This is a genomic window from Streptosporangium sp. NBC_01469 (genome assembly GCF_036227305.1).
GTDB lineage: Bacteria > Actinomycetota > Actinomycetes > Streptosporangiales > Streptosporangiaceae > Streptosporangium.
Genome location: NZ_CP109465.1, coordinates 6288524 through 6304121 on the forward strand (window position 1 = coordinate 6288524; position 15598 = coordinate 6304121).

The 15598-nt window shown below is 72.2% G+C and carries 13 protein-coding genes; 4 read left to right on the forward strand and 9 right to left on the reverse strand.

Annotation, left to right across the window (positions count from 1 at the left end; genetic code table 11):
* Positions 1 to 3: 3 nt before the first annotated feature.
* Genes OG587_RS27550 through purF form a run of 3 tightly spaced genes read right to left on the reverse strand, consistent with a single transcriptional unit; the run spans position 4 to position 3505 of the window.
* The gene (locus OG587_RS27550) at positions 4 to 1332 is read right to left on the reverse strand and encodes a DegT/DnrJ/EryC1/StrS family aminotransferase (protein ID WP_329080200.1); all 1329 of its coding nucleotides are present in this window, start codon (positions 1330 to 1332) and stop codon (positions 4 to 6) included.
* Positions 1329 to 2027: a class I SAM-dependent methyltransferase gene (locus OG587_RS27555; RefSeq protein WP_329080201.1), complete on the reverse strand. Its 699-nt coding sequence runs from the start codon at positions 2025 to 2027 to the stop codon at positions 1329 to 1331. The genes OG587_RS27550 and OG587_RS27555 overlap by 4 nt, the downstream gene beginning before the upstream one ends.
* Before the next feature lie 32 nt (positions 2028 to 2059).
* Entirely contained in the window at positions 2060 to 3505 is a 1446-nt protein-coding gene (gene purF, locus OG587_RS27560; RefSeq protein ID WP_329080203.1) for an amidophosphoribosyltransferase, read from the reverse strand.
* Positions 3506 to 3623: 118 nt separating this feature from the next.
* Here purF and OG587_RS27565 point away from each other — a divergent pair, with 118 nt between their 5' ends.
* The 3 genes from OG587_RS27565 to OG587_RS27575 are packed head-to-tail and all read left to right on the forward strand — an operon-like array spanning position 3624 to position 9911.
* Positions 3624 to 3836 (forward strand): MbtH family protein, encoded by a 213-nt coding sequence (locus OG587_RS27565; RefSeq protein ID WP_329080205.1) that lies wholly within the window; start codon positions 3624 to 3626, stop codon positions 3834 to 3836.
* 55 nt (positions 3837 to 3891) lie between these two features.
* Entirely contained in the window at positions 3892 to 6339 is a 2448-nt protein-coding gene (locus tag OG587_RS27570) for a non-ribosomal peptide synthetase (protein ID WP_329080207.1), read from the forward strand.
* The gene (locus OG587_RS27575; protein ID WP_329080209.1) at positions 6336 to 9911 is read left to right on the forward strand and encodes a condensation domain-containing protein; all 3576 of its coding nucleotides are present in this window, start codon (positions 6336 to 6338) and stop codon (positions 9909 to 9911) included. The genes OG587_RS27570 and OG587_RS27575 overlap by 4 nt, the downstream gene beginning before the upstream one ends.
* A gap of 44 nt (positions 9912 to 9955) precedes the next feature.
* On the opposite strand, the gene OG587_RS27580 is transcribed toward OG587_RS27575, so the two are convergent.
* Positions 9956 to 10513: an ATP-binding protein gene (locus tag OG587_RS27580; protein ID WP_329080212.1), complete on the reverse strand. Its 558-nt coding sequence runs from the start codon at positions 10511 to 10513 to the stop codon at positions 9956 to 9958.
* 203 nt (positions 10514 to 10716) lie between these two features.
* On the opposite strand from OG587_RS27580, the gene OG587_RS27585 reads away from it, so the two are divergent.
* Complete coding sequence (locus OG587_RS27585; RefSeq protein WP_329080214.1) at positions 10717 to 11142, forward strand: hypothetical protein; 426 nt, start codon at positions 10717 to 10719, stop codon at positions 11140 to 11142.
* Here OG587_RS27585 and OG587_RS27590 read toward each other — a convergent pair.
* From OG587_RS27590 to OG587_RS27610, 5 genes are all read right to left on the reverse strand, one after another.
* Positions 11097 to 11231 carry a hypothetical protein gene (locus tag OG587_RS27590; protein ID WP_329080216.1) on the reverse strand — a complete coding sequence of 45 codons (135 nt, stop codon included), beginning with the start codon at positions 11229 to 11231 and terminating at the stop codon, positions 11097 to 11099. The genes OG587_RS27585 and OG587_RS27590 overlap by 46 nt on opposite strands.
* A 4-nt stretch (positions 11232 to 11235) precedes the next feature.
* Complete coding sequence (locus OG587_RS27595) at positions 11236 to 12717, reverse strand: MFS transporter (RefSeq protein WP_329080218.1); 1482 nt, start codon at positions 12715 to 12717, stop codon at positions 11236 to 11238.
* 162 nt (positions 12718 to 12879) lie between these two features.
* A complete protein-coding gene (locus OG587_RS27600; RefSeq protein WP_329080220.1) occupies positions 12880 to 14133 on the reverse strand; it encodes an SGNH/GDSL hydrolase family protein in 1254 nt (417 codons plus the stop codon).
* 3 nt (positions 14134 to 14136) lie between these two features.
* Positions 14137 to 14505, reverse strand: a complete 369-nt coding sequence (locus tag OG587_RS27605; RefSeq protein ID WP_329080222.1) for a nuclear transport factor 2 family protein — start codon at positions 14503 to 14505, stop codon at positions 14137 to 14139.
* 13 nt (positions 14506 to 14518) lie between these two features.
* Complete coding sequence (locus OG587_RS27610) at positions 14519 to 15517, reverse strand: zinc-dependent alcohol dehydrogenase family protein (RefSeq protein ID WP_329080223.1); 999 nt, start codon at positions 15515 to 15517, stop codon at positions 14519 to 14521.
* Between the last annotated feature and the right edge of the window lie 81 nt (positions 15518 to 15598).

Consider the following 15598-nt stretch of genomic DNA (forward strand, 5'->3'; position numbering starts at 1 on the left):
ACGTTACGCGGTGCGCGCCATCGAGAATGCGTCGTCGAACGCTTCGAGATATGCGCCGACCAGCGGCGAGTTCGGTTTCCAGAGAAAATTCACCGGCAATTTCATCCACCGGGCGAACAATTCCGCGGAACGCGGGAACGGCCGGTCGTTCACCGCCGCGGCGGCCCGTACGGCGGCGGCGACCTGGGGTGACCAGTCGGGCGCGGTGCCCTGGAAGAGCGGGAAGACGTGCAGCGGCCGGGTGGCCGGGGCGCGCACCTTCAGGCCGCGCTCCTGACCGGCCGCCACCAGCCCGTCCCGGCTGAACGGGCACTCCGGCGTCACCTCGACGACCCCGTCGTACCACGCCCCCATCGTGACGCCCTCGGCGACGGGGGAGGGGCGCACGCCCGGCAGCTCGCCGAGCCCCGCGGCCAGGGCGGACATGTTGGTCACCCTGCGCTCCACCAGCTCGTCCAGGCGGTCGAGGTGGCTCTGGGCGAGCACCGCGCCCGGCGTGGAGATGCGGAAGTTGCCGCCGAGACCGGTGAGCAGGAACGGCTTGTAGCGGACGGCGTCGATGGTCAGGTCGGTGCGGTGCCGGAAGTTGGTCAGCAGGCAGGCGCGGGCGAAGACGTCCTCGGAGTCGGTGAGGAGCATGCCGCCCATGCCCCCGGAGACCAGCTTCCTGCCGCCCACGCTGAAGACCGAGATGTCGCCCATGGAGCCCACGGGCCGGGAACGGAAGGTGGAGCCGTGGGCGTGCGAGCAGTCCTCCACCAGGGCGAGCCCGCGCCGGTCGGCCACCGCGCGCAGGGCGTCCATGTCGCAGCTGTGGCCCCACAGGTGGGTGACGACGATCGCGACCGTACGGGGCGTGACCAGCGCCTCCACGTCCGCCGCGGCCACGTTCCCGGTGGCGTCGCCCGCGTCGCAGAGCACCGGCACCGCGCCCAGCAGGAACAGCGGCGAGGCGGTGCTGAAGAACGTGAGGTCCGGGACGATCACCTCGTCACCGGGCCCGACGCCCAGCGCGAAGTAGGCGGCGAGCAGCCCCGCCGTGCCCGAGGTGAGCGCCAGGGCGTGGGCGCGGCCGTGCCGCTCGGCGAACGACCGCTCCAGCTCGGCCAGTTCGGGGCCGTAGTCGTAGTCGAACGTGCGCCCCAACGTCACCAGCTCGGCGACCCTGGCCGCCACGCCGTCGTCGTAGACCGGCCATTCGAGCGGGTGCGGCGGGCCGGGGGAGACCGGATCGTCCTCGGCGCGGCTCCCGGGCCCGGCCCCGCGCGTCCCCGGGGGGTCTGTGATCCCGATCCCCCGCGCGTCCGCGCCTCCGGGTTTCGGCGGGCTCACGAGCCGTCCCCCTTGCGGGCCACGAGCCTGGTCACCGCGTGGGTGTGCGGCTCCTCGTGGCCCCTGTGCGTGTGCGTGGAGTCGGTGTCGGTGGCGCTCAGCACGGTCCACCCGGCGTACCTGGCGAGGTACCAGTCGTGGGGCAGCAGGACCGGCATGCGCATCTCGCCGGCGGGAGGCAGGTAGGCGTGGCCGCCGTTGAACATCAGCAGGGCGTTCACCCCTCCCGGCCTGGTCGCGGCCTGGAGCCTGGCGACGACGTCGGCGACCTGTTCCCCGTCCTCCAGCCAGTGCAGGACGCTGCACGCCAGCACCCCGTCGAACGAGGCGGGCTCCAGCCCGGCGGTGCGCGCGTCGCCCTGCCGCCACTCGATCCCACCGGCGTCGCCCCACACCCGCGCGCCGTTCTCCAGCGCGGCGGCCGACACGTCCATCGCCAGCACCCGCGCGCCCCGCTGGGCGAGCCGTACCGCGTTGCGCCCCTCACCGCACCCCACGTCGAGGACGGCGGGCGCGCCCGCGCCGGGCGGGGTGGCGGGCGGGCCGATCTCCTCGGGGGCTCCGGGCAGGGAGAGCGCGTCCCCCAGGGCGTCGGAGATCCGGTCCGGCCTGCGGCCCCACAGGCAGGCGGTCCTGGTGTAGCGGGCGTCGCAACCACCGTCGTCGTAGCCGTTCGGCTGTGTTTTAGGTCCCATCTGGCGGAGGCTAGGCGTGGCCTTGATCACCGTCAACGGGGGTGGACGGCCGCCGGAGTCGCCGCGTGCCGCGGGGCCTGTGCGGGTACGAGCTTCAACTTGTCGCGCCCCGCGCTCACCGGGGTGGGGTACTCGCCGGTGATGCAGCCCTCGCACAGTCCCTCGCCCGCCACGCTCCCGACCGTCTGGCGCATGCCCGCCACCGACAGGTGCGCCAGGCTCGTCGCGCCGATGATCCGGCACACCTCCTCGACCTCGCGGCCGGTCGCCACCAGCTCGCCGGTGTCGACGATGTCCACCCCGTAGTGGCAGGGCGCGATCAGCGCCGGCGCGGCGATCCGCACGTGCACCTCGCTCGCCCCCGACTCGCGCAGCAGCGTGACGATGCGCCGCATGGTGGACCCGCGCACGATCGAGTCGTCGACCACCACGACCCTGGCCCCGTCCACCGGCGAGCCGATGGAGAACTTGCGCCGCAGCTTGCGCTCGCGCCGCCTCTGGTCGGGCTCGATGAACGTCCTGCCCACCTGCTCGTCGCGGACCAGCGCCCCGGCCAGCGGGAGCCCGGCCGTCCGCGCGTACCCCCGGGCGGCGGGCACCCCGGAGGCGGGGACGGCCACGACCAGGTCGGCGTCCGCCGGGGACTCCAGCGCGAGCCGCTCGCCGAACGCCACCCGCGTCGCGCCGGCCCTGGCGCCGTCGATCCTGGAGTCCTGCCTGGTCAGGTAGAGGTGCTCGAACACGCAGAAGCTGCGCGGGGCGGGGTCGGCCACGCGGTGCTCCCCGGCCAGGCGGCCGTCGCGCAGGACCAGCAGCTCGCCCGGCTCCACCTCCCGCTGCCCGGAGCAGCCGAGCGCGTCGAGCGTGCAGGTCTCCGAGGCGACGACCGCCCTGCCCTCGGCGAACCCGGCGACCAGGGGGCGCATGCCGTGCGGGTCCCTGAAGGCCACGAGCCGGTCGCCGACGGCGCACACCACCGAGTACGCGCCGCGCAGCACCCGCATGGCCCGCGCGACCGCCGCCACGATCGGGTCGCCGCCCCGGGTACCCGGGGCGTCAAGGGCATTGGCGAGGAGGGCGAGGATGACCTCGGAGTCGCTGGTCGAGCGGAACCCGTAGCCCTCGCGGCCGAGCCGGGCGCGCAGGTCGGCGGCGTTGGTGAGATCCCCGTTGTGCGCCAGCGCGATGCGCCGCGCCTCGTGGACGAGGGGCTGGGAGTTCTCCAGCAGCGTGGCGCCCGTGGTGGAGTACCGGGTGTGGGCGACCGCCAGTCTCCCGGCCGGCCACTCGTCGCGGGCGGAGTCACCACAGTCCGAGCGCGAGGCGAATCCCAGCGACCGCCGGACCTCCACGCCGCCGGGCCCGGCCACCGCGATGCCCCACGACTCCTGGCCGCGGTGCTGCAGGGTGACGAGCCCGTCGAAGGCCGGCTGCCCGGCGGTCCCGTCGAGAACAGATACGCCGGCTATTCCACACATAGCTCCCCTTCAAAACTCTAACATTTCGCGGAAAGTACGTTAAATCGCTTCTGCTTGACCATGGCATTGTTTGATTGCAACGTCGTGTCGAATGGTGAATGAAGCAAAGGAGACCCGAATGGCCGAGTCCGTGGAGACCGCCGAGTACACAGTGGTGCTCAATCACGAGGAGCAGTACTCCATATGGTGGGCCGACCGTGACATTCCCGAGGGCTGGCGGAGTGTCGGCCACAGCGGCACCCGCGAGCAGTGCCTGGCCCACATCGAGGAGGTGTGGACGGACATGCGTCCCCTGAGCCTGCGCCGCTGGATGGACGGCGAGCGATCCTGACCCGCAGGCCCGCCGACGAACGGTCCCCGAGGACGGTCCCCTTAAGGAGGAGCCGATGGACACGATCCAGGAGCACGACGCGCGCCTGGTCGTCGAGGAGTGGAACCGCACCGAGCTGGCCGACGAGCCGGCGACCGTCATCGAACGGTTCGCCGCCCAGGTCGCCAGGTCGCCCGCCGCCCCGGCACTGACGGACGAGGAGGGCACCGCCCTCACCTACGACGAGGTGCGCCGCGCGGCCAACCGCCTGGCCGGGCACCTGCTCGGTCTCGGCCTGCGCCGCGAGGACCGCTGCGCCGTCTACCAGCGCCGCTCGGCCGGCATGGTCGTGTCCATGTTCGGGACACTGGCCGCCGGGGGCGCGTACGTGCCGGTCGACGAGGGAAACCCGCCCGAGCGGGTCGAGGCGATCCTGCGCGACGCCGGCACCGCCGTGGTGCTGGCCGATTCCACCACCGAGGCCGAGGTGCCGCCGGGCCCGTGGTGCGTGGTCAACGTCGACGACCACCCGGGGAGTGACGAGAGCGACCCCGGCGTGCCGCTGCACCCGGCCAATCTGGCCTACGTCATGTACACCTCGGGCAGCACGGGGACGCCCAAGGGCGTCCTCATCGAGCACCGCGCGGTCACCGCGTTCGTCCGGGGCGCCCAGCACCTGTACGGGCTCTCGCCGCAGGACCGCCTCGTGCAGTTCTCCTCGATCGCCTTCGACGTCTCCACCTTCGACGCCTTCGGGGCGCTGCTGTCGGGAGCGGCCCTGCACGTCGCCTCCACCGAGACCCGCACCTCCTCGATGCGCTTCCGCGACCTGCTGCGCGAGCGCCGCATCTCCGTCTACATGGGCACCCCCGGGATGCTGAGACTGCTGGAGCCCGGTGACTTCCCCGACCTGCGGGTCGTCGCCGTCGGCGGCGAGAGCTACTCGGGCGAGTTCACCACCCGCTGGGCGGCCGGGCGCAGGTTCGTCAACAGCTACGGGCCCACCGAGACCACCGTCGGCGTCATCACCCAGGAGTGCGAGGGAAGCTGGGACACCTCACCGCCCATCGGCCGCGCCATGCCCAACCACCGGGCCTACGCCCTGGACGAGTCGATGCGTCCCGTCCCGATCGGCACGGTCGGCGAGCTGTACGTCGGCGGACCCGGCCTCGGACGCGGCTACCTGGACCGCCCCGGCACGAGCGCGGCCTCCTTCGTCCCCGACCCGTTCGCCACCACGCCGGGCGGGAGGCTCTACCGCACCGGCGACCTGGTGCGCTGGACCCCCGAGGGCGAGCTGGTCTTCGCCGGGCGGGCCGACCGCCAGGTCAAGGTCCGCGGCGTCCGCGTCGAGCTGGAGGAGATCGAGGCGACCCTCTGCAGGCACCCGGAGATCGCGCACGCCGTGGTCGAGGCCGAGGCGCGCGACGACGGCGACGCCCGCCTGATCGCCTACGTCGCCTCCACCGCCGAGGAGCCCCCCGGCGTGGCCGAGCTGCGCGAGACCGCGGCCCGGTGGCTGACGGCCCCGCTGGTGCCCAACGAGTTCGTCCACGTGCCCGAGATCCCGCTCACCCCGACCGGCAAGGTCGACCACGACGCCCTGGCCGAGGCGAGGGGGGAGCGTACCGGCCCGGCGGGTGGCGCCGAGGACGCAGAGTGGACGCCGACCCGGCGCAGGGTGGCCGAGGAGATCGTGAAACCGCTGCTCGGCGTCGACTCCCTCGGCCCGCACGACCACTTCTTCGAGCTGGGCGGCACCAGCATCCAGGTCATCCAGCTCCTCGGCAAGGTGCGCACGACCTTCGGCATCGAGGTGCCGGTGGTCGAGTTCTTCGACCGGCCCACCATCGCCGGGGTCGCCGACGCCGTCGACTCCGAGGTCCGTTCCGACATCAAGGACATCGTCCGCGAGGGCTGGGACGACATCGCCGACCGCTACGCCGCCTTCCAGTCGGAGTTCTCCGACGGCCCCCGGATGGCCTGGACCGGCCACCTGCTCGGGATGCTGCCCGGCGAGGGCGCGGCCGTGCTGGAACTGGGCGTCGGCGGCGGCCACGAGTCGTCGCGCCGCCTGGCCGAGGCGCACGATCTCACCGCCGTGGACATCTCCGCCGAGCAGCTCAGGCTCGCCGAGAAGACCCTGCCCGGCGCGAGGCTCGTCCAGGCCGACATGGCCAGGGCGGAGTTCCCTGACGCCTCCTTCGACGCCGTCGTGTCCATCTACACCCTCACCCACCTGCCCAGGGAGGAGCTGCCCGGCCTGCTGGAGGGCATCACCCGCTGGCTGAAGCCGGGCGGCCTGCTGCTGGCCACGCTCATGACCGAGGACATCCCCGGCGCGGTGGAGGAGTGGTTCGGCTCGACCATGTTCTTCTCCGGCTTCGCCACCGGGGAGAACCTGCGCCTGCTGCGGGAGGCGGGCCTGGTCCCCGAGCGCGACGAGGTCGTGGCGCAGCGGACACCGCTCGGGGAGTCGCGCTTCCTCTGGGTGATCGCGAGAAAGACGGAGGGGCCGTCGTGACCGGTCTGCCCGTCCGCACCGCCCCGCTGTCCTACCTCCAGGAGCAGCTCTGGTTCGTCGAGCAGGACGATCCGGGCAACGGCTCGTACAACGAGCTGAAGGTGCTCGTCCTGGACGGCGCGCTCGACGCCGCCAGGCTCGGGCGGGCGCTGGACCAGGTGGTCGCGCGGCACGACGTGCTGCGCACCACCTTCGTCTACCAGGGCGCGGAACCGGTGCAGGCGGTCTGGGACCGGGGCCCCGTGCTGCGCGAGGCGGCCGTCGGCGGCGAGCAGGCGCTCATGGAGTACGCCCGCGAGGTCGCCGAGGCCCCCTACGACCTGGCCTCGGGGCCGCTGCTGCGCGCCTCGCTCGTCACGCTCGGCGCGGGCAGGCAGGCGCTGGTGCTCGGGGTCCACCACATCATCAGCGACGGATTCTCGATGAACCTGCTGCTGGACGAGCTGGACGCCGCCTACCGGGGCGAACTCCCCGGCGGGCCGCGCGGTGTCTCACAGGGCGGGTCACCCGGTGAGTCGCGACCGGGGTCACGAGACGAGTCGCGGAGCGGGTCACACGATGCCCCACAGAGCGGGCCGCGCGATGAGTCGCCGGGTGGTGAGCCGCCAGGTGGTGAGCCGTCGGGTGAGGCGCCCGCCCAGTACGGCGACTTCGCCCGCTGGCAGCGCGAGCAGTTCGCCGGGGGGCGCCTGGCCGCCGACGTCGACCACTGGCGGCGGGAGCTCGACGGCGCGCCCACCGTGCTGGAACTGCCCGCCGACCGGCCCCGGCCGCGCCGCCGGGCCAGCGCGGGCAGGCGCGAGCGCTTCCCGCTCGACCCCGGCCTGACCGGACCGCTCGGCGAGGTCGCCGAGCGGGTCGGCGGCACCGTCTTCACCGTGCTGCTCGCCGCCTTCGCCGCCACTCTCTACCGCTACACCGGGCGCGGCGACATGGTGCTCGGCACCGGCGCCCCCGGCCGCCCCGGGCGCGAGTTCGACGGCGCGCTCGGCTTCTTCGCCAACATCGTGCCCGTACGGCTGCGCCCGGCGGGCGAGACGCCCTTCACCGACCTGGCCGACGCGGTCAGCGAGGCCGCCTTCGACGCCTTCGACCACCAGTACGTGCCCTTCGAGAAGCTCGTGGAGTTCCTGCAGCCCGAGCGCGACGCCGGGCACACCCCTCTCGTGCAGGTCGTCTTCACCATGTGGGACGCCGGGGCGGCCGAACGTTCCATCGGCGGCGTACCCGCCGCCGAGGTCGAGGTGACGCGCGGCCGGTCCCGCTTCGACGTCGCGGTCGAGGCCGTGCGCCGGGGCGACCGGGTCGACCTCTTCGTCGAGTACGACGACGCCCTCTTCGACGAGGCCACGATCGCCCGCGTGATGCGCCACTACGACCGGGTGCTGCGGGCGGTCGCCGACGACCCCGCCCAGCCCCTGGCGGACATCCCGATGATCACCCCGGAGGAGCGGGCCACCCTCACCCAGGGCGACATGACCGTGCTCGACCACGACGGCAACGTGCTGCCCGCCGGGGCCGTCGGCCAGCTGGTCCGCCGCTCCGGCGAGGGCGGAGCCGGTCCCACCGGCCGCCTGGCCATCCGCAGGCCCGACGGGCGGGTGGTCGAGCGCGGGCGCGAGGACCGGCTGGTCGGGATCGGCCCGTTCCAGGTGCAGCTGGAGGACGTCGAGGAGGTCCTGCGCGCCCATCCCGCCGTACGCGACGCCGCCGTCGTGGCGGTCGAGGGCGGCGCGGGCCGCGAGCTGGTCGCCTACACCGTCGCCGGGCCGCCGCCCGACGCGCTGCGCGCCACGCTCGTCGAGCGGCTGCCGCAGTACATGGTGCCCGCCGTCATCGTGCCGGTGGACCACATCCCGCGCGCCGAGGACGGCCGCGTCGAGACCGGACAGCTGCCCGACGCGGGCGAGCGCGACGAGCGGACCGAGCTGCCCGCCCTGGAGGCCGCGCTCTGCGTCATCTGGGCGCGCGTCATGAACCTCGACGAGGTGGAGCCCGACGACGACTTCTTCGCCCTGGGCGGCCACTCGATGCTGGCGGCCCGGCTGGTGCGCGAGATCGCCTCCGTGCTCGCCGTGCGCGTACCGCTGATGGCCCTGTTCGAGAACTGCACCCCCGCCGACCTGGCCGACCACATGGCGGCCAAGCACCCCGCGCTGGAGCACACGCTCGGCGACGCGGGCCGCGCCGGTCGTGCGGGCCGTACGGTCCCCGCCGGGAAGGCCTGGGAGGCCTGGGAGGCCGGGGAGATCGAGCGGGACGGAGAGGAGCCCGACACCAGCGCGCTGTCCACCGCGCAGCTGCAGATCTGGATCAACGAGCAGCTGGCGGGCGGCGACGCCCGCGACTTCATCGCCGCCGTCACCTACCGGGTGCGCGGCCCGCTCGACGTGGCCGCCCTGCGCGGCGCGTTCGACGCGCTGGTCGCGCGGCACGAGAACCTGCGCGCCCGCGTGGCGCTCGTCGGCGACGTGCCGGTGCTGCGCTTCGACCCCGGCGTACGCGTCGAGCTGCCCGTCACCGACCTCACCGGCATGCCCGGGGACGAACGGGTCCGGGAGGCGGCCCGCCGCACCGCGCGCGACGCCGACCGCGGCTTCGACCTGTCCACCGCGCCGCTCGTACGGGCCGTCCTCTACCGGCTCGGCGAGGACGACCACGTCCTCGCGCTGGTCCAGCACCACCTGGTCACCGACGGCGTGTCCATCGGGCTGCTCGTGGGCGAGCTGGGCCGCCTGTACTCCGAGCGGGACGCCGCGCCCGCCGCGCCGCACCTGCGCTTCGCCGACTACGTGGCCTGGGAACAGGCCTGGCTCGGCGGACCCGAGGCCGCGGCGTCGGAGCGGTTCTGGCGCGAGCGGCTGCGCGAGGCGCCCGAGCTCGTCCTGCCCAGGACACGCGACGGGCGGCGCGAGGGCCGCGACACCGAGATGATCGCCCACCGCCTGCCGCACGCGGAGTCGCGGCGGCTGCTCGCGCTGGCCCGGCAGAGCAGGGCCACGCCCTACATGCTGGTGACGGCCGCGTTCGCGGCGATGCTGGCGCAGTGGAGCGGCCAGGACGACGTGGTGATCGGCACCACCGCCGACAACCGGCCGCTGCCCGGCCTGGAGGGTGTGGTCGGCTGCTTCGTCAACATGGTGGCGCTGCGCGTCGACTGCGGCGGCGACCCCACCTTCGCCGAGCTGACGGGGCGGGTGCGCAGGACGGTGCTGGAGGCATACGCCCACCAGAGCACCCCGTTCAACGAGGTGGTGCGGGCGCTGAAAATCCACCCGGACCCGCGCAGGATGCCGCTGTTCCAGGTGACGTCCGACTGGGCGGGCGACGGGCCGGCGATCCCGGAGCTGGCCGGGTGCGAGGTGGGGTTCGACTACGTGCACACCAGGGCGAACCGCTACGAGCTGGAGATGTACGCGGGGATGGCGGGGGAGCGGGTCGTGCTCGACCTGGAGTACGCCGTCGAGCTGTGGGACCGCAAGGAGGTCGAGGAGCGCCTGGAGCAGGTGGCGGCGCTGCTGACTCGGGCGGTGGTGGAGCCGGAGACCAGGATCTCGGAGCTGCTCGGCTGACCGACGCCCTTGGTGAGGCGACCCCCTCGCGCGGGGTGGCCGCCTCACCTTTGGCGGGGTTCGGGGGGTGGGAAGGTCGGGCGGATGCCCGAGGGGGTGGGAAGGGCGAAGGCGACGGTCTTACCGGGGGTGCCAGTGGTGCTGACCGTGGTGGGACGGACATGGCAGTGGCCGAGCGAGAGCCGATGGGCCAGCAGCAGACCGCGACCGTTCTCGGCGAGCAGCGGCAGACCGATCTCCGTCACCGAACGCAGCAGGTTGAGGATGATGCCGACCTCGTGCGGATCCGGGCCGCTGTCGACGATCTCGCACCAGGCGGGGGTGCCGTCCAGACTGTGAATTCGCAGCTCGTACGGTGGGCGGGCGTGCCTCTCGGCGTTGGCGGCGAGTTCGGCGACGATGAGCTCGGCGGAGTCGACATCGTCGTCGGGCAGGCCCGCGTCCTGGAGCACCTCCCGGACGATGGCGCGGGCACGGCGCGAGGCGGAGCCGGGCCGCAGGACCTTCACCAGCGTGTGGATTTCACCGCTGCTGCGCCCACGCTCCACCGATGAGGCGGGGGGACCGTCAACGCCCAGGGGGACACCACCGAATGACCGCATGATCACACTCCGTTCATTCTCGGTAACCATGAGCGGTAGGAAACATGACGGGAGTAGAGGGGCGGGATCCGTCCCGTGCTCGTTTGGCACGCCGAACGAAGATCGTGGCCGCGATGGTCGGCACCTGGTCGTTCCCCGAGGCTCTTGGCGCCGCGATGGGAACGTGCCGGACAAGCCCACGATGATGCCGTAGCCTCCTGGACGTGACTGATGAGGCCGCGCGAGGACAGGTGACCGTACGGGGAAGGATCACCGACAGCGAGCTCGAACAGGTCGTGAAGGCGTTCGGCCTGGGGTGCGTCCGCCAGATGGCGTTTCTGCCCTCGGGGATGATGAACCGCAACTGGCGTCTGGAGACCCCCGAAGGCGTGTTCGCCCTCAAGGAGATCGTCGACGTGCCGGTGCCGAAGGCCCGCCGCAGTCTCAACGTCCTGCAGGCGCTCGCGGTCGGCGGCTTGCCGGTCTGTGCCCCGCACCTCACCGCGTCCGCGGATACCGTGGCCGAGGTCGACGGTCGCAGCTATTGCCTGTTGCCCTGGAGGTGCGGGCCGCGTTCAGCACCCACCCGTAGGCGCGGCACTGGCTACATCGCCATTATTGTGACCTCCTCGGTGGCGTCCTCGACGTAGGAGCGCAGGGTTTGACGCTCCTCCACCACCGACACCACGGCGCTGATGGAGCGTGCCCAGCGGGCACGCTCCATCAGCGAGTGGATCACGATTTCACTGTGTTCGCGTCCTCCGGCCGAGCTGTCGGCCTGCCTCCGCCGTCTGGGGCCGCGTCGGAGCGCCCGGCCGGTGCAGGGCAAGGGCCAGCAGGCCGCCTCCTACCGAGGCGGCGCCGCCGATCCACATGGCTGTCTGGATGCCGTCGGCGGCTGAGTCCGTCCCCGCGCTGTCGCCGAGGCCGGCCCATGTCGCGATGGCCACCAGGATCGCCAGCCCGGCAGCGCCGCCGATCTGTTGGAAGGCCGACGCGACACCGGAGGCGATGCCTGCCTTGTCCGGCTCGACCCCGGTCGCCGCGCTGGCGAACATCGCCGGGAAGGTCATGCCACCGCCGATCCCCCACAGGACAAGCCCGGGCAGCAGTGCCCAGAAGGGCGTCCCCGTGCCCACAGCCGCCGCCGTCAGCACGATGCCAATGCCGTTGACGGTCATGCCCGTCACCAGCGTGACGCGCAGCCCCAACCGTCCAAGCACCCTGGCCAGCCACAGCGCCGCCACCATGGAGCAGACGGCCAGCGGCAGGAACGCCAGTCCGGCCGCCAGTGCGTCGTAGTGCAGCACGCCTTGCAGGTAGGTGGTGTAAAGGTAGTAGCATCCGCCGAGCGCGCTTTGGAAGATCAGGATCACCAGCACCGACATCACCAGGTTCCGGTTGCGGAGCAGCCCCGGCGGCATCAGTGGGTCCCGGGTCCGCCCCTCCACAAGCAGAAACGCACCAAGTATCAGCACCCCGGCGGTGATCGAGCCTGCGCCCTGGAGCGACCCCCAGCCCGAGTCCGGCCCGTTCACCAGGCCCAGCACGAGGAGTGAGGATCCGACGGTGGCGAGCACCGCGCCCGGTACGTCGATCCGGCCCCACACCCCTGCCCAGTCATTGCCGGGCCGGTCCGGGTCCAGAACCACCGGGGCCGCGGCCACGGCCAGCAGCGCGGGCACCGCCAGCACGAACAGCACCCATTGCCATCCCCACGCGTCGGTCAGCACCCCGCCGAGCAGGGCGCCGGCCGCCAGCCCCGCGCTGCCGACCGCGCCCCACACGGCGAGCGCGTGGTTACGCTCCCGTCCTTCCGCGAAGCGGGTGTTGATGAGGGTCAGCGTCGCCGGTGCGAGCAGCGCCGCGCCGATCCCTTGGACGGCCCGGGCGGCGATGAGTGGGGCGGGGCCGCCGGCAAATCCGCCGGCCAGGCAGGCCAGCCCGAACACAGCCAGCCCGAGTATCAGCATCCGGCGCGCCCCGAGCCGGTCGACCAGCCGCCCACCGAGCAGGAGGAACCCGCCTAGGGCGATGGCGTAGGAGCTGACGACCCACTGCAGGGACTGCGCGGTGAACCCGAGTGCCCGCCCCATGTCCGGCAGCGCGACGTAGACGATGTTGTAGTCGGCGGCGACGGTGAACTGCGTGGCGGCGATCAGGGCGAGCATCAGCCCTTTCGACTGCGGGTTGGACACCTGAGCGCCGGGGCTCGAGCCGGTCATACGGCCTTCACCGCCCCGCCGTTCAGCAGGCTCGGGAGCGCGGCCCGGGTGCTGTGGTCGAAAGGTGGGCGGGGCAGGGCTCGTGGTGGCCTGCCTGGTGAAAGCTCGTGATCTGCGGATCGATTCGCGGACGGTTTACGCATCGGTGTGGACCTCTCGTGGTTAGCCGAGGTCGGCGAGGTTGACGGCGTAGGCCATGGCTCGGTAGCCGGCGTCGTTGGGATGCAGATGATCGCCCGAGTCGTAGCGTGGGTTGAGCCGGTCGCTGTCGGACGGTGAAGCCATGACGCGGTCGAGATCGATCACTGCGTCGTACTCGCCCGATGTGCGGATCCAGGCATTGAGTGCCTCCCGTTTGGTCTCGCTGTGCGCGGTGTAGTACGCCGATCCCTTGATCGGCGGTAGCGTCGCGCCGATGACTCGGAGGCCGTGGGTGTGTGCGAGCCGGATCAGTTCACGATGCCCGGAGATGATCTTCTCGGTGGAGACGTCGGGGTACGGCGCGAAGATCGGGGCCGGCGGTGCCGCCGCCAGCTCGCTGATGCCGAGGTCGTTGATGCCCTCCAGGATGATCGCCGTGCGCACGCCGGGTTGGCCGAGGACATCGCGCCGGAACCGTGATGTGGCTTTGTCGCCGAACCCGGCGGAGCCGACCGTGACGCGGTTGCCGGCGATGCCCTGGTTCAGCACGGCGCGCGGCCGACCGGCGGCGGCCAGCCGTTCGGCGAGTTCGTCGGGGTAGCGGTTGTTGGCATCCGTACTGCTGGTGGCTCCATCGGTGAGGGAGTCGCCAAAGGTGACCACGCCGCCGCGCGACGCGGTCCCGGTGACGTCCACGCCGCTCAGGTAGTACCAGGACTGCGAGGTCTGCGTGAACGCCGCGCCGCCGACGTCGGCCGTGTGGTTACCAGCGGCTCGGTAGCTGGTCGCGAGGGCCTGGGCGTGGAACGTCGCCGGACCGGTCGGCGCCGCCAGGAAGAAGGTGACGGTGACCGACTCCAGGGTGGCCAGCCGCAACGGCACCGGGTCGCTGGCGAGCTCGGCGCCGGCCGCGATCGTGAAGGTCCGCGCGCCCTTGACGGTCAGGTGCCGCAGCGACCCTGACCGTACGGCGGCGCCGCGCGAGGTGCGGGCGAGCGTAGCGCCGGTGATGGTGAGCGGGGTGGTGCCGTAGGCGTTCGACAGCCGTATCCGGGCGGCTGTGCCACCGGCGCTGACCCGGACGATCTGACGGACGGTCTGGTGCGCGAAGCCCTGCTCCGACCAGTTCGGGGTGAAGCCGGCGCTCGGGCGCTGTGGCGAGGCGGTCCAGGTGGCGGTCCAGCCGCGAGCTGTGGCGGCGGCCGGTTGTGCGCTCGAGAAGACAAAGCCGGCCAGCAAGGAGATGGCCAGCAGCCATCGTGTGGCAGAAAACATGCGTCAGTCGGTCCTCGTGTCGAAGAAGGCGTAGACGTGGCGGATACGTCCGCCGGTGAAGAGGGCGACGTCCGAGCCCGTTGCCGCGGGCGTGGCCGCGTCTGCCGGGCCGAACTGCCAGAAGAACCGCGCTTGGTCGTGGTGGACGTCGACCGGCGCCCTCAGGCTGAACCGGAAGCCGGGCGGAGTCCGCTCCTTCAGACTCGAAAACGCCGCGTCCAGCGCCTCCAGCCCTTCGACGGCCACTTCCGGGTCGGTGTAGGTGCAGTCCGGTGTGAAGATCTGCTCGATCGTCGAGCGGCGTCGTGCCGCGTCGCTCTCGTTGATGGCGTCGATGAACTGGTCGATGAGATCGGCGTGGGTAGCGCTCACGGTGGTGTCCCTTTCAGTGCTGGACGGTGACGACGATCTTCCCGACGTGGGTGCCGGCTTCCATATGCCGATGGGCTTCAGCGATGTCGGCCAGGTCGAAGGTGCGGTCGATCACCGGGGCGAGCGCACCGCTGCGCAGGCCGTTGTTGATGAACGCTTCGGCCCGGCGGGTGCGCTCTGGATCGGCGAACAGATGGAAGATGGCGTAGCCGTACACGTTGATCGGCCACCACATCGGCATTGGGGTGGGCCGCCCATCGAGCGATCCGTAGACGATCAACATGCCGTCCGGGGCCACGGCCTGCACCAGATCGGGCAGGCCGGGACCGGCGACGCCGTCGAAGAAGAGCCGCGCGCCGCGGTCGCCGGTGAGCGCGCGCACCTGCTTGACCACGTCCCCGTCGTCGCCGGCGATCACGTGCGCGGCGCCGGCCTGCAGGAGCCGCTCGGCTTTGGCGCCCGTCCTGGTGACGGCGATGGGCGTGGCGCCGACGTAGTTGGCGATCTGGATGGCCGCCAGCCCGACGCTGCTGGAGGCGGCCGTGACGACCACCGTGTCGCCGGGTTGCATCCGCCCGACCTCGATCAAAGCTCCGTAGGCGGTGAAACCGGCCACCCACACGGCGGCGCCGGTGACCGCGTCCACGTGATCCGGGCGGTGCATGAGCCTGCCAGCGGGGACGATGGCCCGCTCGCCGTAGATGCCGTGGGTCGACATCCCCTCATCAACGGGCCTGGCCAGCATGCTGACCGCGTCGCCGACGGCGAAGTCGTCCACGCCCGCCCCGACGGCTTCCACGACACCGGCGGCTTCATGTCCCAGGCGGGAGCCGGGCAGGACGGCGTCGTAGTAGTACCTGCCGGTGCGTAGCAGGACCTCATTGCGGTTGAGGCCGATGGCGTCGATGCGCACCCGCACCTGGGCCGGGCCGGGCTCGCCCAGCTCGACGTCGGCGAAGTAGAGCTCCTCGGGACCGCCCAGCCTGTCGAACAGCACTGTCTTGGCTTTCATCACACGTCCAATCTTGATGTTCGGCGTTCTAAAAGTGTGCACCGTTCAATTTTCGTGAGCCGTACTCTAATGCAGCGGTGT

Bases quoted from the DNA above. Each gene is read 5' to 3' on its own strand.
- OG587_RS27555 (WP_329080201.1), bottom strand. From the start codon at position 2,027: ATGGGACCTAAAACACAGCCGAACGGCTACGACGACGGTGGTTGCGAC.
- purF (WP_329080203.1), bottom strand. From the start codon at position 3,505: ATGTGTGGAATAGCCGGCGTATCTGTTCTCGACGGGACCGCCGGGCAG.
- OG587_RS27565 (WP_329080205.1), top strand. From the start codon at position 3,624: ATGGCCGAGTCCGTGGAGACCGCCGAGTACACAGTGGTGCTCAATCAC.
- OG587_RS27570 (WP_329080207.1), top strand. From the start codon at position 3,892: ATGGACACGATCCAGGAGCACGACGCGCGCCTGGTCGTCGAGGAGTGG.
- OG587_RS27580 (WP_329080212.1), bottom strand. From the start codon at position 10,513: ATGCGGTCATTCGGTGGTGTCCCCCTGGGCGTTGACGGTCCCCCCGCC.
- OG587_RS27595 (WP_329080218.1), bottom strand. From the start codon at position 12,717: ATGACCGGCTCGAGCCCCGGCGCTCAGGTGTCCAACCCGCAGTCGAAA.
- OG587_RS27600 (WP_329080220.1), bottom strand. From the start codon at position 14,133: ATGTTTTCTGCCACACGATGGCTGCTGGCCATCTCCTTGCTGGCCGGC.
- OG587_RS27610 (WP_329080223.1), bottom strand. From the start codon at position 15,517: ATGAAAGCCAAGACAGTGCTGTTCGACAGGCTGGGCGGTCCCGAGGAG.